The organism is Enterocloster sp. (assembly GCF_057861365.1).
The window spans coordinates 1-19,849 of the sequence record NZ_DBMACH010000027.1 but is presented as its reverse complement, the minus strand read 5'-3'; the positions used below and the strand labels follow the sequence as shown (position 1 = coordinate 19,849).

Annotated in this window: 21 protein-coding genes; 5 read left to right on the top strand and 16 right to left on the bottom strand. The window is 46.4% G+C overall.

Translation table 11 applies throughout. The annotated features are described in order from the left end of the window. Positions 1-134: 134 nt before the first annotated feature. From ACZM6M_RS17140 to ACZM6M_RS17115, 6 genes are all read right to left on the bottom strand, one after another. Complete coding sequence (locus ACZM6M_RS17140) at positions 135-497, bottom strand: hypothetical protein (protein ID WP_055145343.1); 363 nt, start codon at positions 495-497, stop codon at positions 135-137. A gap of 42 nt (positions 498-539) precedes the next feature. Then, complete coding sequence (locus tag ACZM6M_RS17135; RefSeq protein WP_055145341.1) at positions 540-3,044, bottom strand: ABC transporter permease; 2,505 nt, start codon at positions 3,042-3,044, stop codon at positions 540-542. Continuing rightward, the gene (locus ACZM6M_RS17130; protein WP_055145338.1) at positions 3,044-3,724 is read right to left on the bottom strand and encodes an ABC transporter ATP-binding protein; all 681 of its coding nucleotides are present in this window, start codon (positions 3,722-3,724) and stop codon (positions 3,044-3,046) included. The genes ACZM6M_RS17135 and ACZM6M_RS17130 overlap by 1 nt, the downstream gene beginning before the upstream one ends. A gap of 100 nt (positions 3,725-3,824) precedes the next feature. Next, entirely contained in the window at positions 3,825-4,832 is a 1,008-nt protein-coding gene (locus tag ACZM6M_RS17125; protein ID WP_055145335.1) for a sensor histidine kinase, read from the bottom strand. A 1-nt stretch (position 4,833) separates the two neighbouring features. Further along, entirely contained in the window at positions 4,834-5,502 is a 669-nt protein-coding gene (locus ACZM6M_RS17120) for a response regulator transcription factor (RefSeq protein WP_055145332.1), read from the bottom strand. Continuing rightward, a complete protein-coding gene (locus ACZM6M_RS17115; RefSeq protein WP_055145329.1) occupies positions 5,499-5,711 on the bottom strand; it encodes a helix-turn-helix domain-containing protein in 213 nt (70 codons plus the stop codon). Before ACZM6M_RS17115 ends, ACZM6M_RS17120 begins: the two co-directional genes overlap by 4 nt. A 401-nt stretch (positions 5,712-6,112) precedes the next feature. On the opposite strand from ACZM6M_RS17115, the gene ACZM6M_RS17110 reads away from it, so the two are divergent. Beyond that, the gene (locus ACZM6M_RS17110; protein WP_055145326.1) at positions 6,113-6,673 is read left to right on the top strand and encodes an RNA polymerase sigma factor; all 561 of its coding nucleotides are present in this window, start codon (positions 6,113-6,115) and stop codon (positions 6,671-6,673) included. After that, positions 6,670-7,338 (top strand): hypothetical protein, encoded by a 669-nt coding sequence (locus ACZM6M_RS17105; protein WP_055145323.1) that lies wholly within the window; start codon positions 6,670-6,672, stop codon positions 7,336-7,338. Before ACZM6M_RS17110 ends, ACZM6M_RS17105 begins: the two co-directional genes overlap by 4 nt. Positions 7,339-7,471: 133 nt before the next feature. Here the strand turns inward: ACZM6M_RS17105 and mobQ are convergent, their stop codons facing one another. The 9 genes from mobQ to ACZM6M_RS17060 all read right to left on the bottom strand — a co-directional run bounded on the left by mobQ (position 7,472) and on the right by ACZM6M_RS17060 (position 15,808). Continuing rightward, positions 7,472-9,169, bottom strand: coding sequence for a MobQ family relaxase (mobQ, locus tag ACZM6M_RS17100; protein ID WP_055145320.1), 1,698 nt, complete (start codon positions 9,167-9,169; stop codon positions 7,472-7,474). Between the two features lie 6 nt (positions 9,170-9,175). Further along, positions 9,176-9,406 (bottom strand): hypothetical protein, encoded by a 231-nt coding sequence (locus ACZM6M_RS17095; RefSeq protein WP_055145317.1) that lies wholly within the window; start codon positions 9,404-9,406, stop codon positions 9,176-9,178. Positions 9,407-9,570: 164 nt separating this feature from the next. Next, positions 9,571-9,777 (bottom strand): DUF3847 domain-containing protein, encoded by a 207-nt coding sequence (locus tag ACZM6M_RS17090; RefSeq protein WP_330375652.1) that lies wholly within the window; start codon positions 9,775-9,777, stop codon positions 9,571-9,573. Positions 9,778-9,962: 185 nt separating this feature from the next. Continuing rightward, complete coding sequence (locus tag ACZM6M_RS17085) at positions 9,963-10,337, bottom strand: hypothetical protein (RefSeq protein ID WP_055145314.1); 375 nt, start codon at positions 10,335-10,337, stop codon at positions 9,963-9,965. Further along, entirely contained in the window at positions 10,334-11,263 is a 930-nt protein-coding gene (locus ACZM6M_RS17080; RefSeq protein WP_055145311.1) for a ParM/StbA family protein, read from the bottom strand. The genes ACZM6M_RS17085 and ACZM6M_RS17080 overlap by 4 nt, the downstream gene beginning before the upstream one ends. A gap of 283 nt (positions 11,264-11,546) precedes the next feature. Then, complete coding sequence (locus ACZM6M_RS17075; RefSeq protein ID WP_330375650.1) at positions 11,547-12,872, bottom strand: DNA primase family protein; 1,326 nt, start codon at positions 12,870-12,872, stop codon at positions 11,547-11,549. Beyond that, entirely contained in the window at positions 12,835-13,470 is a 636-nt protein-coding gene (locus ACZM6M_RS17070) for a CHC2 zinc finger domain-containing protein (protein ID WP_055145308.1), read from the bottom strand. Before ACZM6M_RS17070 ends, ACZM6M_RS17075 begins: the two co-directional genes overlap by 38 nt. Positions 13,471-13,553: 83 nt before the next feature. Further along, positions 13,554-15,602, bottom strand: a complete 2,049-nt coding sequence (locus tag ACZM6M_RS17065; RefSeq protein WP_055145306.1) for a recombinase family protein — start codon at positions 15,600-15,602, stop codon at positions 13,554-13,556. After that, entirely contained in the window at positions 15,599-15,808 is a 210-nt protein-coding gene (locus ACZM6M_RS17060) for a transposon-encoded TnpW family protein (RefSeq protein ID WP_055145303.1), read from the bottom strand. Before ACZM6M_RS17060 ends, ACZM6M_RS17065 begins: the two co-directional genes overlap by 4 nt. Positions 15,809-16,058: 250 nt before the next feature. Here ACZM6M_RS17060 and ACZM6M_RS17055 point away from each other — a divergent pair, with 250 nt between their 5' ends. The 3 genes from ACZM6M_RS17055 to ACZM6M_RS17045 are packed head-to-tail and all read left to right on the top strand — an operon-like array spanning position 16,059 to position 19,271. After that, positions 16,059-16,937: a hypothetical protein gene (locus ACZM6M_RS17055; RefSeq protein WP_055145300.1), complete on the top strand. Its 879-nt coding sequence runs from the start codon at positions 16,059-16,061 to the stop codon at positions 16,935-16,937. A 47-nt stretch (positions 16,938-16,984) separates the two neighbouring features. Then, a complete protein-coding gene (locus ACZM6M_RS17050) occupies positions 16,985-17,911 on the top strand; it encodes a hypothetical protein (protein WP_055145297.1) in 927 nt (308 codons plus the stop codon). Further along, positions 17,904-19,271, top strand: coding sequence for an ATP-binding protein (locus ACZM6M_RS17045; RefSeq protein ID WP_055145294.1), 1,368 nt, complete (start codon positions 17,904-17,906; stop codon positions 19,269-19,271). Before ACZM6M_RS17050 ends, ACZM6M_RS17045 begins: the two co-directional genes overlap by 8 nt. Positions 19,272-19,331: 60 nt before the next feature. On the opposite strand, the gene ACZM6M_RS17040 is transcribed toward ACZM6M_RS17045, so the two are convergent. Further along, positions 19,332-19,703, bottom strand: coding sequence for a TnpV protein (locus tag ACZM6M_RS17040; RefSeq protein WP_055145291.1), 372 nt, complete (start codon positions 19,701-19,703; stop codon positions 19,332-19,334). Positions 19,704-19,849: the final 146 nt, after the last annotated feature.

Sequence of the window (19,849 nt, the reverse complement as noted above, 5' to 3'; positions counted from 1 at the left end):
TGAGATGGAATTTGTCAAGGGGCTTTTCTGCAAAACACAATGTTTCTGAAAATAGCGTTCAAAATATATGCAGAGCCGTTAGTCCGCAAAGGATGCGAATTATCGGCTCAATGGTTTTCTTTTATTTGTAATCATTACTTTTCCAATTCCAGATATTCTTGTCCCATGAAGAAGATTTTCAATTCGTTTTGATCTACTTCTATCTCAAATTCTACACTACTATTTCCCTGTGTAACACAGATTATATCCGAGTAAGAAAAACTATAATATGCGTCACCGCAGGATAGACCCGAATCGGGCATATCTTTACTCACAGCAAGTTCCCCGTTTTCTTGAAAGGTAAATATCTCCTCAGCATTTGCATCCTTCCATGTGCCAATAATATCTTTTTCGTTCTGAATGCGATTTACTTTACCAACACATACAATGGCAAGTATAACTGCACCAACAGTCAAAGCAATGCCTGCAACTCTCTTTACCAGTTTCTTTTTACGCAATTTCTATTACCTCTGTTTCAGTTGCTTTGTTAGATTGAATGATTACATATTGCTCAATTTCAGTTCCTCTACAATTTCCACCTTTGATACGCTTCTAACAGCAAACAGCATAGCGATACATACCATAGCGCCGACAGCCATAACTGCAAGAGCATAAATACCGCCGTTCATATAAAAAGCAAATGGTGTCATACCCGACGATATGAAGTAGTAGATAGCACAATGAATCAAAAAGCTCACAGGCAACGCAAGAACCAATGCTTTTACGCCGTACAAAACAGCTTCGAGCAATAGCGTACATTTTAATCCTTTGGCAGTCATACCAACAGAACGCAGAACAGCAAATTCGCTTCTTCTCAAATGAATCGTATTCGAGATAGTGTTACAAACATTCAAGCTGATAATAACCGTCATCAGGATCGAGAACAGGCAGATTACCAGTTTTGCAATCGTATATACCTGTCTGGAATTATTCGTTGCGGCTGCAATGTCCACAGTTTGCGGAAATCCTCTGTCAGCCAGACATTCCATTGCTTCTTTATGCTGTGCTGTCTGTATTCTCATTTCCACATAGGCGTTATCATCTATCAGCAAGTTAAAATAACTTAAAGGCACGATGAGGACAGCTCGATCTCTCACAAACATGGATTGGATATTTGCATTTTCTTCTGAAACGATTTCTTCCACGATAATCGGCAAGGCATCCTCGGATGCCCCCAGCGGAATGATTTCTGTTCCCGGTTCAATAAGAAACGGTGAGCCTGCAATTACCCGATTTTGTGCCGAATTATAGTATCCCATAGTCTGATTGAGCAAAATTCCATGATTGAAATTTGTCACATCCAGACTGAATCCATTTTCATCGCAAAAAGAGACAAAATGTTCTTCGTCCAATCCTACGACATATACCTCTGCTTTCGTACCATTGATAAAATATCCTTGCATATCAGGATTGATTTGTTCCTGCGAAAATTCAGCGGTCATATATCGCTGAAAAGAATAGGAAACATCCGCAGTGATATTTTCATCCGATAATGCCCCGATTGCGACAGGAATATCTTTGTATTGAATCATCGAAATCACATCAGTATAACAGGAACCGTCCTCCTTCATATCCAAGGATGTCTGATAAAGCATAAAATCAGAGAAACTATATAAGGAAAGGGCAATTACCACCGACAAGAAAATAGAGCCGGTAATCGCTCGGAAGCGTTTTGGATTACGCTTAATATTTTTTGCTGCTAACGAACCATAAATGCCAAAAACCAAAGAAACGATTTTTCCGTCACGGAATTTCTTTCTTGATACCGCATTGTTAGACTGGCGGATCGCTTCAATAACTGTAATTTTAGCTGCTTGCTTCACAGGCTTTCTACTTCCGAAGTACAAAGAAGCAATGCCGGATAATCCGCTGACGAGCAGGATCAATCCGTTTACCTTCAAGGACAGTTCTACGATGCCAAAAGTGAATGTTTCTCCAAAAGCTGCCCTGACCACACTTAATAACAGAGCAGATAGCAGGATACCAACAACCAATCCAAAGGGTATGCTCACCACTCCCAAAAGGAAGGCTTCTAAATATACGCTAAGGCGTTTTTGCCCTTTTGTGGCTCCAATACTGGATAGCATTCCCATCTGCTTAATTCGTTCCTGTAAGGAAATGGAGAGGGCGTTGCTGATCATTGAAGCAGATGCAGCCATCAAAAGACAAACGACCATGACCACCAAAGCAATCAGTTTTGCAGCTCCTTTACCCCCGGTAATTCCATGATAGACTAACAATTCCGAATGAAACTTTGCTACATGACTGTCTACTGCCGCAGCCACTTCTTCGGCTTCTGTATAGATCGAATTGGATAAATTCTTTGCCTTGACATACGCAGCAAAATCGGATGCCGTTTTGTCAACACCTGCAAAGGCATTATAGTTTGCTGCGATTTTTGAGTCATTCACATCTGACAGAATACCAACAACTACATACGCTTTCTCTTTTGTTGGAACGAAGCTTTCTTCTTCGCCCCTATAATTTGTCAGCCCGGAAAGCTGGGCATTATATTCATCCCAAATTCTTGAACCAAGAGTTAAAGAAATCGTATCTCCAATCTCTGTATTCATGTTGTTTTTCTTCAAAAAAGATTCTGAAATAACAATCTCATTTTCATCTTGCGGGAAACGCCCTGCAAGCAAATACTGATTTAACGAAAATCTTTGGGTAAAGTTCTCGTCAATCTCGCCAACGGAGAGCATTGTACTGTTGGATTTCTCCCCGTAAAAACTGTTTCCGGCAAAGCGGAGAAGCGAAACTTCGCCTACATTGTTTTGACTATATAGCTCTTGAACCTGCTCCCAAGTCAAATCCTCCATGTAGTAGTCATAATCGCCACCATACACTTTTTCTTTCTCTTTCAAAAAATCAACCAACGACCATCCCCCACAGAGAATAGCGGTTATCATACTGATTGACAAAAGAATGGTTAAAAGTGTGAGTAGGGTACGCTTTTTATTCGACAACAGATTCCTGAGTGTAAGCATGAAAATCATATTCATCAGCGTATCACCTCATCCCTCACAAGTCTGCCATCCTGAATTTCCAGAATACGGTCTGCCTGCATTGCGATTTCACGGTCATGGGTAATCAGGATCATTGTCTGGCGATAGACTTCATTGGATTCACGCAGAAGTTTCATAATATCCCTTGTGTTCTCCGTGTCCAGATTTCCCGTTGGCTCATCCGCAAGGATAATCGCAGGTGCGTTAATCAACGCTCGTCCGATTGCCACTCTTTGTTGTTGACCGCCGGATAACTGACTTGGCAGGTGCTTTCTACGCTTTACCAGTTTGAGTGTGGATAGCAGTTCTTTCAAACGCTCCTGATTGATTTTACGCCCATCCAATCGAATCGGCAGCGTGATATTTTCCTCGACAGTCAAAACCGGGATCAGATTATAAAACTGATAGACAAGCCCAACCTGCCTTCTTCTGAATACAGCCAATTCATCTTCATTTTGCTCATAAACATCCTGTCCATCCACAAATACTTTTCCCGAAGTCGGTCTGTCAACACCACCTAAAATGTGCAACAGGGTAGACTTGCCAGACCCAGATGCTCCAATGATTGCAACAAACTCTCCTTTATCGACGGAAAAAGAAACATCTGACAAAGCATGGACAGGAGCATTGTCCATTTCATAGGTTTTGCAGATATTCTCTACTCTTAATATCTCCATAAAAAGTTCCTCCATATATTTTTGCAATTCAGTATAGCAAAGCCAAGTGACTGCTTCATTACTTTTTCATTACAAAAATGTCACTTAAAAAGGGGCTGCATTAAGCAGTCCCCCGATAAAAGCAGATTTCAAATTTTGCACCGCCTGACTCCCGATTTTTCGCTTGGATGACACCACCCTGATTGACAATGATCGTCTTTGCCAGAGCCAACCCCAAACCGGCATTACCGATTGTAGAGCCACTTCCTTGATAAAATCGGTCAAATAAATGGGGGATGTCTTTTTCCTGAAAACCTGTTCCGCTATCCTCTATAATGATCTGTGTCAAAAGAGGTCTTTCTATTGCCTTGATTTCGATAGTGCTGCCCTCTGGTGAATGTTCGATACAGTTTTTGATTACATTCCCCAAGGCTTCAGCAGTCCAATCAGTATCAAGAGATAGTTTTAATTCTGCCGGAATCACTTGCGTGATTGTCTGCATTTTTAATTCTGCCGCAATCTCCAGAGGACGAATTGCTTTTTCTACCACATCTTTTAAGTATACCGCCTGTGGCTTTAGAGTAATCGTTCCTGCATCCAGCTTGGATATTTTCAGAAGTGTGGCTATCAGCCACTCCATTCTTGATAAGAGCATAGTCTGTTCGCGGATCAGCTCATACCTTTCTTCGTCAGTCAGTTCCTCATTACACAGAGAAGCATTTAAGATATTCAGCGATGTCAAAGGTGTTTTTAATTGATGTGAAATATCGGCTAAAGCATTTGCCAAATTACCTTTCTCCATTTTCAGAGCTTCTGCCTGTTCAATAAGCCGTCTTGTCATCTTGGATATTTCATCATGTAAAACAGATAACTCACCTTCTTGAAACTGCCCAAAAGAAATTTTTTCATCTCCATGTAACAGCCTATCAATATGCAAACTAAAATCAGCAATTTTCTTGTATCTCTGATATGTGAAAAAGAGGGAAACTGCACTGGATGAAATGATAGCCGACAGAACAATCCACACAGCTTTGCTATCAACGATAATGCCAATGCCGCCCCAAAATAGAATAAGAATACTGCTGACAACAATTTGCCTTTTAACTTCTTTATTTCTGATAAAGTCCATATCAACCCACCTTATAGCCAAGCCCACGAACGGTAATTATGATTTCCGGCTCCTGCGGATTGGTTTCAATTTTGTCACGTAGCCTTTTCATATAGACAGTCAATGTATTATCATTGATAAACTCCCCAGTAGTGTCCCATAAAAGCTCCAACAATCTTCTGCGAGAAAGGACAATACCTTTGTTACGCAAAAAGACTAACAGCAACTTATATTCCATAGCAGACAACAAAATCTCTTTCCCATTCTTTGATACGGTTGCTTGATTTGTGTCCACAACTAAGTCGAGGTAACTGATAATGTTTTGTGTGTTCTTAGTTCTCCTTAATACGCTGTTGATCCTTGAAAGCAGTTCTCTTGGTCTGAACGGTTTGCTGATATAATCGTCAGCCCCCATATCTAACCCAGCCACAACACTATATTCATCATCAGAAGCCGTTAAGAAAATAACTGGCATAGTTCCTCTTTCTTTAATTGCAGAACAAACAGAAAAACCATTTCCGTTTGATAATTGAATGTCCACCAAGGCTATATCGTATTGGTCGCTATCCAATTTTTCTATTGCTTCTTTTTGACCGGGAGCATTTTCGATTTTGAACCCTTCATTTCCTAAATAGTCTGATAATGAGGATACGATACTTTGGTCATCCTCCACTAATAACAATTTACTCATCGTGTGTTCTCCTTGTTGTCAGCTATAAATTCATTTTTATTTTGTTTATATCTTCCATCAGCCGGCTTTTGGGCATCTTGGGGAATTAGCCATGCACGAGGTAGCCGAACAATTCCATCAATGCGATTCTCCTCACACAGCTTTTGAACACGACGCACCGATATTCCCCAAAGTTTAGCCGCATCCTGTACTGTCATGTATTCAAACATAGTTTACCTCCGCATCAAATAGTTATATATATTATATACGCACAAACGAACAATATCAATGGGCTGTTTGTAAACACTTAAACACTAACTGTGTACGAATTAACTCGGCGCTAACAATTTCCGTCATCCTGTTTCGGATATTATTTATTTTTCCACCCAACCCATTCTGTCCGGGCAGCTACCTTTAATTTTTTGTTACGCCTCCTCTGCTGCGAGCAACTCTACCAAAACCGAAGGACCATATTTTCAGACTGCCGAGCGACCTCGACTGGTGCCAAACGATTTTGCTGAGGCGATAGAAAATAGAATTGCAATGTACTATAATAAAGGTGTGAAATTTTCCCTCGCTTCTGTAAGATTGTCCGCCAGATCCATAGTACATAGGTGAGGAGGTGGATACCTTGTTAGAGGATGTGAAGATCATTGAACTGTTCTTTGCTCGTACTGAGCAGGCAATAGCTGAACTTGCTGCAAAATACGGTTCAACTTGCAAAAGAATTGCAAACAACATTTTGAAATGCGAACCCGACGCAGAAGAATGTGTAAATGATACATACCTTGCTGCGTGGAATGCAATTCCTCCAGAAAGACCTGACCCACTCAGAACCTATATTTTTCGTATTACCCGCAATATCGCTACCGCAAAATACCACGCAAATACTGCACTAAAGCGAAACAGTTACTATGATGTTGCACTTGATGAGTTGGAAGAGTGCCTAACTTCTGCATCTACTATTGAACAGGAAGTGGATGCAAAGGAGCTGTCACAGGAAATTGATCGTTTCCTTGACAGCTTGGATCAGGAAAGCAGGGTTATGTTTGTAGCAAGGTATTGGTACTCAGATAGCATTACAGAAATTGCAAAGAGGCTTCGTACAACAAATAACAATGTGTCTGTTCGCCTTTCCCGAATCAGAAGCAAACTTAAAAATCATTTACAGAAAGCGGGGTATGATTTATGACACGAAAGAACATCTCTGACGCCGTTGGTGGCATTGGTAGCCGTCATATCGAAGAAACGGCGAGTTATCAGGCAAAGAAACAAAAAAGCATTTGGCTGAAATTTGGGGCAATTGCTGCGTGTCTCTGTCTAATCGTGGTGGGAGTGTTTAGTATGGGATTATTCGGCAAAAGTACAGAAACAGCTACATTAGGTGATGGAACTACCATATCTTTCACTAAAGCAGATACGGTAGCCTCTGCTCTGAGTTTGAACTTGCAAGCACGAGCATTGACCAAAGATGAGGTTCAGACTATTTTCGGTGATCTTCCGATTTCCGGAGATGCCCTCTTTACCTTGGACGATGTAGCATTTGTTGGCTTTGATGGTCATTACAGCGATATGAAATTTGTTGTTTCGCTGTCTGGGAACAATCTTATGGATACTACCGTAATTGGCAAGGGAAATGTATCTATGGTTGGAGATACGCCAGTTAAAGCTGGCTACTTCGTTACAAATGCAAACAGCGAAGGAATTAAGACTGTGATCTATTACGCCTATATCACATTTGATAACTATTCCATCTATATCGAAAATGCAGGCGGAGAAAGTGAAAGAGAGGCTGTTCGAGCGGAACTGATGGCAGCACTTGATAAGTTGTTGGAAAACTCTTTTGATTTTAAGTGATAGAATTCGATTAAATATTGCAAGCACCGGTATGGAAAACCCATACCGGTGCTTATTTTACGCTTGACGTATAGGGATTATCTCCATCCCCCTATGTCACAGACTTCACCTGAAGTTTCAACCTCCAGCACTTTTAACGTTCCATATCTCTGTTTTTCATCTTACGCTCAAGCCGCTCCGATCGCCGCCTTTGCCGCAGTTCTCGATCCATTGTCTTTTCCTGTGCATATTCGTCAAGATAGCCAGACACATCCCGTAGGCCACTCTCCATCAACCACCAACTGAACTTGTCGCCATAAGCCGCTTCAATGCGTTGGGCTGCTGCTTTCTCTCTGTCAGGTCGAAGTGCCTTCCGCTCCAGATAAAGCTGCAAGGAATCAAAGCCGGAAGCTTGCTCTTTCAGCTCGGCATACTCAGACAATGCAGCCTCCAGCTCTCCGGCATACTTATTCTCCTGCGCCTCAAGCCGTTTGAGATTATCTTCATAGCGGTCAATCTGGCGCTGGAAGATATCGCTTGTGGCGTCCTCTGGGTATTCCAGAGAATGAAGCAGCATAGCCTTTTCGCTTTTTAGCTCCTCTAACTTTTCCGTCAACTCGGCTATTTTGGAGGCAAGCTCACGGTGCCTGACAAAGTGGATCGCAGGAAGGGATTTCTTTTCAGCCAGTAGGGACTTCCGTTCTTTGGTTGTTTCCTTTATCTGCTGCACAAGGGAGCGGTACTGTGCCAGATTTGGCTTCAGAATATTCAAGGCACCGGTCATCTGTTTCTTGCTGCTGCGGATATGCCCTAACTGATAGCAGAAGATCAGCATATTTTCCCGCAGCTTTTCCAACGCTTCTGCAATAGCGGGCAGCGTGTTCTTCACCGCCTCCGTAATTTTCTTGAACTGCGCCTTCAGTTCCCGCAGGAGCCTGTTGTCCGCCTTGATCTGACGGTTGAGTTCGCACCTGTCGGACACGATACCTTTCTGTTCCAAAGCACGGGCAATCACGCCCTCGTGGATGGTGGGCTGCTCGTCAATGCCTCGCTCGACAAAGCTGCGGTGGTCGATGCGCTCCTCATGACCGTATCGCTCCAAATATTTGTTTGTCACATCTGCCCATGCTTTGCGCCAGATAAGGAGCTGTTCCTCGCTGTTCCAGCGTTCAGAAATGGGATTCTGTCTCCCGTATTTGGTGCTTTTGGGATACTTGCTGGCACGCTCATATCCATGTTCCTCAGCTGCGGATGGTGTCATATACACTTTCTTCCTGCCTACCTTGTACTGGTACTGTTTCTCCCATCCGTCAGCCTGTGCAGCCTTAAACTCGGCAGCGGTAAAGCCCCGTTCCTCACCGTCACGGCTGCAGAGATATTCCTTCTCCGTTTTGTATTGCCATTTGCCGCTTTCATCAAGCGGGCGCACCGTCAAGAGAATGTGGGCATGTGGATTATGACCCGGTGGATCAGGATCGTGGATTGCCAGATCGGCGCACATCCCGTCTGCGACAAATTGGTTTTGTACGAAGTCCGTCAACAGCGTCTGCCATTGCTCTAGGGACAACTCTATGGGCAGGGCTACCACAAACTCACGGGCTAAGCGGCTGTCCTTGGTTTTCTCGTTTTCCTCCACGGCGTTCCAGAGAACCTCTCGGTCTTGCCATGCGGGTGGGGCCATGTCCGGCAGGAATACCTCCTGCCACACAAGCCCCTGCTTTCGGGTGTAATCGTGCTGTACTCCGTCATAGTCATTGAGGATGTGGGAGCAGCTGAGATAAGCGGAGGCTGCACAGGCGGAGCGTCCGGCTCCCCGGCTGACCACCTTTGCCTCCAAGTGGTAAATTGCCATTTGCGTTCACCTCGATTCGTATTTTGTGAGGGGGTGGTAAAACGCCACCCCTTGGTTTCTGTTTCTCTTTGCAAAGAGAAAATGGGCTGCATTGCTGCCCATATCTGCGATAAAGCTGCCGGTGGCAGGTTTTCGCAGGCAGGAGGCGGGCAGAGTATCTGCCGGATTGGTGCGACAAGCAGCAATCTCTGCATCAGCAGAAGCGCCGACTGCACAGGGAATGCTGACTTGCGGCATTTCCTGCCCTCTCTGGAGAAGTGTCCGATGGACAGTTCGTGAAGAGCGCACGAGCCCGACCAACGGAAGGGATACCACCGCCTGCTTCGCAGGTGGTGAGTAAGTGCGCCCTTCGGGATAAAAAAGGAAGGGACGCCCCGGTTGCCCGGAACGCCCCTCGCAGATTAGTGTAGCTTCTCATATAACAAGTCCTCTAATTTTTCAAGCTCCATTTGCTGAGCCTCTGGAAATACTTTCTCCAAAACAGCGCCCTCCTGAATCAAGCGTCTGGTACGGGCCTTTCGCTCTTTCGCCCGATCCCGCATTTGTGCCTCCTCCAATCGGTGCTTGGCCTGCAATTCTTCCTTGGTCATGATCTTTTTATTTGCCATATCTGGCTCCTTTCTGCCGCTGGGCGGCTTCGTGATAGTAAAAAGCAGGGAACTGGTATCACACAGATACCAACTCCCTGCAGAACTGATGGTAAATTGTTTTCCTCATTCTGAGAATTGCCAATTTGGTAGCAAAGACGGATTGTATTGCCACCAACATAGTAGTAAAATCAAGAAAAGTAATTTCAAAAGCCGTCTGCAAAATCCAGCGCAGCTGAAATGTCCTCCTCGGTTTCCTCCGAAACAAGAGCAGCGGCAGGCTGTGCGCTCTGCATAAGCTGTAGGATACCGCCAAGGCTTACCGGCGTACAGCTCTGCAAGCTGCGTGAGATGGTATCCTCGATCCGGCTGAGGAAAGCGTCCTCCTTCTCCCGTGTTTCCAGATAGGGATCATCGGCAAGCTGCTTGCTACGGTCAAAGTAAGCGTTGACCGCCGAAACGACTGCCTTGCTGACTGAACGATATTCTCGCCTGTCAAGGCTCTGCAAATGCTCCCACGCCCTGCGGTCTGCTTCGTTCTCCAGATTCAGCCGAAGTGTTGTTGTGTAGATTTGCTTCATACAAGATCGCCTTTCTTTTGCATTTTCTGTGCAGACAGCAGCTCATAGCCCTTGGCTGTGGCGCAGATGTCATCATTGATCATCACCCGGCTGGCATCATATTCTCCGAAATTCTTCACCATGCAGCTTCCACCGCCGACAACATAGAGCCTCATCAGTTCCGGGTCATACTCATGCTCACGCAGTCTGCGGAAGATGCCTGCGGTGTAATCCCTCGCTGTGTTCTGGATAGCAGTTAGGTAGCGTTCGCTGATGTCTGCCGTCCCAAAGCGAATCACACGCTCCAGAATCGTATCATCTACCGATGCGCCAAACTGCCGCATGAGATTTTCCCGGACAGCAATCATGCACTGGTTTGTCCCGTACTTCTCCGTGAAGCACTTCTGAGATAGCGGACGGCGCTCGTTGATATACATGACATTCATCGTTCCGTTGCCAATGTCGCAAAGCATATTGATGCCCTTGAATCCCCGCAGTCTGTCCGCCACAGCGGAGAAGCCCTGCGGGAAGATGTCCGCTCCGGCAAACTCCACATGATAGCTGACACCACGGAAAATGAAATCCGCCATTTCATTCTGCAACAGGTACGCCTTGAAGCTATCCTTCTGTTCGCTGACCCAAGTAAGAGGGAGCCCCGCCGCCAAATGCACACGGGCAGAGGTCTGCTTGCGGATATTCAGCTCTCTTGCAATGGCAGCAAGGGTCAGAATATAGTAGTCACCGTCTGTCATTTTGTCAGAGATAAACTCCTTGTGACCTTCGCCCACGGTGTAATAGCTGCCGTTGTAGACAAGCAGATTGCTTTTGAAGGTCGGCTCCTTGTCAGAGATGATCACGCCCGTAGGAAAGCAGCAATGTGCAGTCTTGATATTCCCATAGCCGTGGTCGATGCCGATGATTATAGGGTTATTGTTCATATAGTTCATAGTTTGTCCTTTCTGCCGCTGTGCGGCCTTGAAAATAGATTGTTTGTGTACGGCTCTGTACGGTAAACGCCAGTGCTGTACGCCGCTGTACACCGATTGGTCTTTGGATTTTGCGTTTGCTTTGTCAAATCGCTGTTTATACCGCAAGAAAATGCGGTAATCGCAGCACATTGCACATAAAGAACGCTGATTTTGCGGTAAAATAGCTTTTTGAAAACGGAGTTGAGAACTGCCGTACATCGTGTACGGCATGTACGGCAGTTTTGAAGTCCAGTTCTCATATTTAATAAGGAAGCAAGTTCATCGCCTCCACTCCGATAAATCCACGCACCCGCTTTCCGGCTGCGTACACATTGTTGGTAGCCTCCACATTATAAAGCCGTTCATTCTGGGCCAGCTCTGAGCTGATACGATTTGCTGACATAGGCTTTTGTGCGTTGTCCTCGCACCAGCGGAGATAGGCTTCATAGATAGCCTTGGAGCTGGCTTCGCTGTCGGCCTTAAAGCGGATATAGCCCTCGGATTGCAAAAACTCGATCACATTGTTGCTGCTGCGCTTTACTGTCTCCATATTTTCTTTGGCTCTATCGCTGATGGTGAACTGATACTCGTTCCCAATCAACCGCCGCAGACCCTCCAGACACCACAAAAAGATGCCCTCACGCTCCTGTGTCAGCTTATCCACCAGAAATGGATCATCGGCTCGTCCTGCTGGCCTGTCCTTGGTGGTCAACACGATCTGCCTGCGGAAGAAGCCGTCTGACTTGTCGTGCAAAGCGGTTAAAGCGCCGTTGCCGAAGCAAAGAAAGCGGACATAAAGCTGGCTCTGATAGCTTTGAACACCCTTGCGTTCCATATCCATCTTGCACTCTGAGGTCACGATGGATTTGATATAGTTGGTCTTGGGCAGGGCACTCATATCCATATCGTCATCCACCATCAGCAGCTTGTTTTCCAGGTCTGCACGGCTGAAACGGTTGTTCTCTACCTTCTGGATGCTGGTGGTATTCATGTTATCTCCCAGCATGGAGCGCATTACAAGTCCGATTCGACTCTTTCCTTCGCCGCCCTTACCAATCATCAGGAGCATTTTCTGCCCCTTTGTGGTAGGCAATAGGCAGTAGCCCATATACTCCTGCAAGGTGGGAATGTCCTCCGGGACAAGCAGCTCGGATAAAAATTGCAGCCAGCGCACAGGCGGCGGTGCATCGGGGAGATAGGCCACACTCAGACGGTTGTTGCAATAGCTTTTGTCCTCGGTGAAACGCCCATCCAGAAAGAGTGTCCCGTTTGCCACATGGATACGGTCAGTCTCGATGGGCAGGGGCGGCGAATAGGCTTGCAGCTTGATACTGGCCAGCAGATTTGCCACCACCTTGGAAAGCCCGGAGGTCAGACAGCCGGAGATCTCCTCCAGAATGAGATTGCCGATTTGCGCCTCGTCCTCAATCAGTCCATCCACTGTGAACAGCCTTCCTCTGACACATTTCATGGGATGCTTTTTTAAGAACTGCTGACAAAACAGCACTTCGTTGATGCGTTTTCCATCATACCAATCGGGAATGCTTTCTTCAGGCGGCATAACCATTGGGGTATTCAATTCGTCCATAGGTTTCCTCCTTTCGCAGTTGTTCCAGACGCTCCTTTAGTGCTATGATTTCACCATCCGTCATCCAGTCCTGTACAATTTCCCGACGCTCATAGCTGTCACCAAAGGTGAGAATGTTCAGTTCATATTCAATCTGACTGAGCTTGTGGCAGGCTTCCACGAATAAATCATGGACTGGCTCATCCGGCGTTTGCGGCGCATAGTATGCTTTCCATTCCTCCAAGCAACGGTAATAGTCCGATAAAACAGAAAAGCACAGACGCTCGTTTTCTTTGAGCTTCTGTGCTTCTGTTCGGATACGCTTTGCATTGAGTGCCGCTGCGCTGGGCGGCTTGTCCGGGTCAAGATGAAAGTCTATCACCAGCTTCATGGCTGCGTCGTAGGGCTTGAGATCAAACAACCTTGCAGTGAAGTCAATGACATCTCCATGCTCTCCGCAGGTAAAGCAATAATAATGGTCGTTTGCCACATACAAGCTGGGGTGTCTGTCATTGTGAAAGGGGCAGAGCGCCTTGCCGTGCCGGTTGACCTCAAGGCCATACGCCTGTGCCGCTTCCCGCAGGCTGACGTTGTTTTTTACGGTTTCGAATAAATTCATGTGTCCTCCTTTGCGTAGAAAAAGCGGCTTGCCCTGATATAAGGCAAACCGCTTCCTCAAAATTTATTGTTTTATTGGAAATATTAAGCCGGAGAGGTAACTGTCTCCGCTGCCAGTTTTTCCTTCCTGTTCGCTGCATTGCGAACCCGCTGGCCTTTGATATGCCCCTCATATCGGCACTCATCACTGCAATACTTGACATTGCTTCTTGTGGTGGAAAAGGTCTTACCGCAGTTTTCACAAGTGCAGTCACGCCGCCTGTTTTCTGCCGCTTCCTGCCGGTAGAACTTCGCCCGGCAATTCGGTCCGCAGAACATAGCAGCCGAGCTTTTGGATTCAAATCCCTGACCGCAGCACTTACAGGTTAGCTGAAAAGGCTGCCCAACGGTGTGCTTCCCGGCCTTAATCAACTGATAGCGCTCCCGGCTTTTGATGCGATGCTGGCGTAGCTGCTCCTGCCGCTTGATTTCCTCTGCTGTCAGCTCCGGGGCAGGAAGTTCAAACTTTCCGATGAATTTCAGGAAGATTTCTACCTCCTGCGTTCTGTCCCCGTCGATGCGCTCCGGGGCATGAACGATGATTTTATCAATAAATTCATTGATCATCGGTGTAGTCAGCTCGGAGAAATCGGTGTACTTTTCTGCCAAAGCAAGGAACTGCTCTACACGGGCAGTATCTTCCTCATAGCTCGTCAGGCTTTCCTCCGTTTCTGCAATCTGTGCGGAAAGGTTTTTCTGTTCGACTTCGTACTCAGCAAGCAGGCTGTCAAAGCGTTCCTCAGAAATTCGGCCTACGGCAAAGGATTCATAGAGCTTTTTAATGATCGTATCCAGCTCACTGTGGCGCTTACGGTCTTTGTTCAGCTTTCGTTTGGCATCTTTGGCCGCCTCCACCTGCCTGACCTGTGAAGCGGCTCGTATCTTCTCGGTGAATTTTTCCCGATCTGCTATGGCAAGCTGGCTGACAGTGCGGATTGTCTCTAAAATAAGGATACGCAGCGACTTAGTGGTAATATAGTGCCCGCAGCAGTCCTTTCCATGCTTCTGATGTGCCAGTGTATAAGAGGAGCAGTCAAAGAAATCCGACGGATACGGAGTGCCTTCTGTACCGCCTCTGGAACGATGATTATACATCTTTGCGCCGCAGTCCGCACAGTATAAAAGCCCGGTCAGGGGATTGGCTTCGCCTATGGTATCAATACGCCGTGGCGTTTTCCGCAGTTGCTGAGCAAGCTCCCATGTTTCCGGCTCGATAATGGCCTCATGGGTGTTCTCGAAGATCAGCCAGTCCTCCTTGGGATTAGGAATAGAGGTCTTGTCCTTATATGACAGCTTGTGGGAACGGAAATTGACCGTATGCCCCATATACTCAGGCTTAGACAATATCTGCCCCACAATATAGCCGCTCCAGTTATAAGGATATGCGAACTCGGTCTTACTTTTCCAAACGCCAATGCCTTTCCTTGCAAAATAGACCGCCGGAGCTTCTACCTTATCTTCAAAAAGGATTCTGGCAATGTCATAGGGGCCTTTTCCCTCGATGGTCAGACGGAAGATGCGCCGCACAACGGCGGCGGCCTCCTCGTCAATCAACCAATGGTGCTTGTCGTTCGGGTCTTTCTTATAGCCGTAGATGGCACTGTTGGTGGTAGGCTTGCCTGATTCCCCCTTCACACGGATAGCGGTTTTCTGCTTGCGGCTCAGATCACGCAAGTACCACTCGTTCATGATGTTGAGGAACGGAGCAAATTCATTGCTGTTCTGGTCGTTGCTGTCCACGCTGTTGGCGATGGCAATAAAATGAATGCCATGCTGACGGAACATAACCTCCGTGTAAAAGCCGGTCTGCAAGTAGTCACGTCCGATTCGGGACATATCCTTTACGATCACACGAGCCACCTTGCCAGCTTCAATGTCTGCCACCAGCTTTTTCCATGCCGGTCTTTCAAATGTGCCGCCTGAGAATCCGTCGTCCGTGTAATGGGCAAAGTTTGTGTACCCCTGCTGTGCGCAATAGCCCTCCAAGTATTTCTTTTGATTCACAATGGAGTTGCTATCCCCAATCTGGTCATCGTCACGGGAAAGTCGTTCGTATAAGGCGGTGATCTTGTCCTCAGTCTGAATGATGCTCATGATGCGCTCCTTTCAGACTGACGGCTCATTTGTGGTACACCAATTATATCACAAGTTCCGTCGTTTGTAACTACTTCGTTGCGTATCATTCGTAAAATTTTATCCTCCATTGTCTCTTTCCCACTTTCACTGAAAGCGACTCTCACCTTGTAGGTGGTGCCGCCAATACGTCTTATCATATACTGTGCCTGTTTGTTTTTATCCATAGCGTTCCTCCTTGAAAAATTCATGTTCGTTTGATATACTAATGGTGGTTCCGACTGATGTAAGTCGGTGGCATCTTGTGTCATGTTTCATAAAGCTACCGCAACTTGCGTCCTCCTTTCTCTTGATACGGGTTGAAAAAGTAACCTAAATAACCGCTTATCAGATTACCCTCTCACTAATAGGAGAAATCCGGGGTGTAAATCGGAACTGTTTTTGAAAGAAATTCAAAAAATTTTCGGAGGTGAGGTCATGACAGATGAAAATAGAACATTTCTCCTGTTCCCGGATGACGGTGATGACCTAACCGAATGGGATGAAGCCTCCGATCTGACGATACAAAACGAGCAGTTAGAGGAAATCCTCTCCGAAGAACGAGCCTTAGAGCTGGAAAGAGAGCTGGAGCAGGACGAAAACCCAAGGGACTACACCGTAGAACTGGAGGACGAAGAGGAAGAAGCTGCTCCTGTCAGCGAAAAACGCTTAAAGCGCCAGATACGGGCAGAGGCGTTGGCACGGCTGGAGGATGCTGCAAGAACAGAGGACGACTTTCGATACGTTGTCAGCGAATGGGACAGGTTGGATCGGAATCGGGAACGACGGGAGCGTGACCATGAAAATCTCCGGGGAGATGTTCCGTTAGAATACATGGCAGTTCCCAATCCGAAGATGATTCCGCTGTATTTGAATCTGCCACGATACCGCCAGCTTGCCAGCGGCAATTTTCTGGATATCATTTTTTCTTGCCCCTATGAACTGCATGAGTTGGTTGCAAGCTCATTTATTTCTGAGCTGATACGCAGCCTTACCATTGATCAGAAGGAAGTGCTGTATTACCTGTCCATCCGGCAGTACAGCACCATACAGGTGGGTATGATACGGGGACAGACAGACCGAAACATTAGAAAGCTCCGAAAGAATATCCACAAGAAGCTGCAAAGAGCGGTTTATGATTACCTTTTGGAAAAACAGAACGACTGTGGAAGCCTAACGCTGCGGGAACGGCAGTTCTTAGAGGAATATGGGCTTTTGCTGAAAGCCTATGGCAAGGACGCCGTTATCCTCCGGGAGAACAAATCAAAGCCGAGGAAAAAGAAAGCTGCCCTTGGCAGCAGCAAGGACAGCGAATGATCTGATTGAATTTGATAAGCAGATGACCGAAAGGAAGGATTTGCGTTATGAATACATTTTTTGAGCAATCCCGTTCCCATTGGGTGCGGTATGAACGCTATGAAATCAAAACAGGCAAGGACGGGAAGAAATACATCACCCCGGCAAAGGATGCCAGGCCGGATGTCTATAACCCACTCAAGGAAGCCCCGGACATTGTGCTGGATGCTCTGAATGTGGGGATGCTGATGATGAACGGCAAGAAAAGCTCTGAGCCAGAGGTAGAAAAGGCAATCTTGGAATTTATTACCCACTATGGGCTGCTGGGCCTGATGACGGCCCTGCCCACCACGCCGTCCTTTATGGATTATGAGGCGGTATATCTGCCAAAGAACCATTTTATCAAGGAAGAAACGATGGAGACGGAGAAGTATCTGTCCCTGTTTTACCCCTTTGATAAGCTGGATGTGGTCAAGAACGGTGTGGAATCCAGTTGGAATGTGTCCAGCGACCGGGCAATGATTGCACTGACCATGACCTTTATGGACGAGCCGATGGCAAAGACCATGAGCTTCCAGCGGGCGTATGCAGAGCCTTACGATTGGGTGGCACAGCAACTCAAGGATTGGGCATTTAATATGCTGACCTCTTTCTTCTATTATAATGACTATGATTCCATGGAGGAAGAAAGCCGGAATATGCTGCGTAAGTCTATGGCTGCATTTGGCGGCATTGCACCCACCTATCATATAGAGCTGTTGGATAGGCCAACGATCTATTGGGATTTCCATTCCCTGCTGTTGGGGATTCAGATGATGTTCAGCTTCATGCTGGTGGACAGCACAAAGCCGTTGCGGATGTGCAAGCAGTGTCAGAAAGTGTTCCTGAGTAACCGGGCTAACTCCGCTTTTTGCAGTGCAAGGTGTAAAAATCAGTATAATGTTTATAAGAGCCGGGGAAAGAATAAATCAGAGGATGGTGATAATAATGCCTGAAAATCAGAACATAGAATGGAAAGCTAAGTGGAAGGATGACTATCTGGAATGGATTTGCGGCTTCGCCAATGCACAGGGCGGCAAGATTTATATTGGCTGTGACGATGATGGAAAAGTTATCGGCCTGCCCAATATCCGCAAGCTGCTGGAGGATGTTCCAAACAAAATCCGAAATGCCATGAGCATCGTGGTGGATGTCAATCAGCTGGAGCGTGACGGGAAAGAATATCTGGAAATCGTTGTTCCACCATATCCCGTTGCCATAAACTGCAAAGGTGTCTATTATTATAGAAGCGGCAGCACCATGCAGACCCTTTCTGGCCCAGAACTGGAGAGCTTCATTCTACGCAAACGTGGTGCTTCGTGGGATAATATGCCCTTGCCGGGATTTACGTTGGATGATATTGATGATGAGTTGGTCAAGAGATTCAAGACCCTTGCCGCCAAGAAGGGCCGGATCGACCAAAGCGTTTTAGACGAGGACAAAGCGGATTTAATGGAAAAGCTGCGTCTGACCAATGCCGGGTATTATACCAACGCAGCGATGCTGCTGTTCTGCAAAGACCCTGACCGCTGGCAGCTGGGCGCATACACAAAAATCGGCTTTTTCGAGAATGATGCCGATCTCCGTTATCAGGATGAAATTCACGGCTCCTTGTTGGAACAGATTGACAAGATCATTGAAGTCATCCATCTGAAATATATGAAAGCGAAAATCACTTACGAAGGGATGCAGCGCATTGAGCGTTATTTTGTTCCCGACGCTGCCCTGCGTGAAGCCCTTCTTAACGCTCTATGCCACAAGCAATATGAAAGCGGCGTTCCGATTCAGATCAGCGTGTATGAGGATAAGCTGTATATCGCTAACTGTGGTAGGCTTCCAGACAACTGGACGGCAGACAGCCTGATGTCCAAACACGCATCCCGCCCTTACAACACGGCGATTGCGAATGTGTATTATTTGGCCGGCTTCATCGAGAGCTGGGGACGTGGTATTGAGAAAATCTGTCAGGCTTGCAAGGAAGATGGAAGCCCGCTTCCTGCGTACACCGTGCATCCCGGCGATATTATGATTCAGTTTACAGCGTCAGAGGATCGGGTTATTCGATCTGCCACCTACAAGGTGACAGAAAAGGTAACAGAAAAGGTAACAGAAAAGGTAACAGAAACCTTGGATGAAAAATCCATGCAAATTCTGGCCCTGATTTCCGAAGATCCTGCATACACATCTACCACCATAGCAGATAAGCTATCTATCAGCAGAAAAACAGTTTCTCAGCGTCTGAAGGAGCTGAAGGAAAAAGGAATCATCGAGCGCATCGGGTCTGACCGAAAAGGCTACTGGAATATAAAGAGCTAAGTGATACAGAATTAGCCCCACACCAGCGTTCATTCATGCTGATGCGGGGCTAACATGTGTTTAGCAATATACAAGCTCCGTCAGAACAATTTCCTCTGCACGGTTATGAATGTTGTTCATGCGCCGTACCCATTCCATTTGATCGGTAGCTTTAAGTGCCTCGGTCACACCTTCCAGTCGTGCCATAGCTTCGCACATGATCTCCATACGCTGATTGCAGGATTTGTCTATCTCTGCAAGATGTTCATGCAGGGTGCAGCTTGTTAGGTAGTGTGCATAAAGGACGGGACGATGCTCTTTCAAGTAGCGGCGGCGCATACGGCCATACTTACCGATCTGATATTCCTCGGTCTCCGGCAGCGCAAGGTCGGGGATATAGTAATCGCCAACCTTCGTATATGTGCCGCCCATTTCTTCAAAAATAGACTTCATTTTCATGCTCCCTTCGTGCTAAAATGTCAGCAGTTATGCGGATTTTTTTCCTTTCCCACAACTGCCAGACCAATTCACCACAAATGAGCCGCCAGTCATGTAATAGTATTAGGCGGTAGAAACCACCCTCTACATATTACATCTTG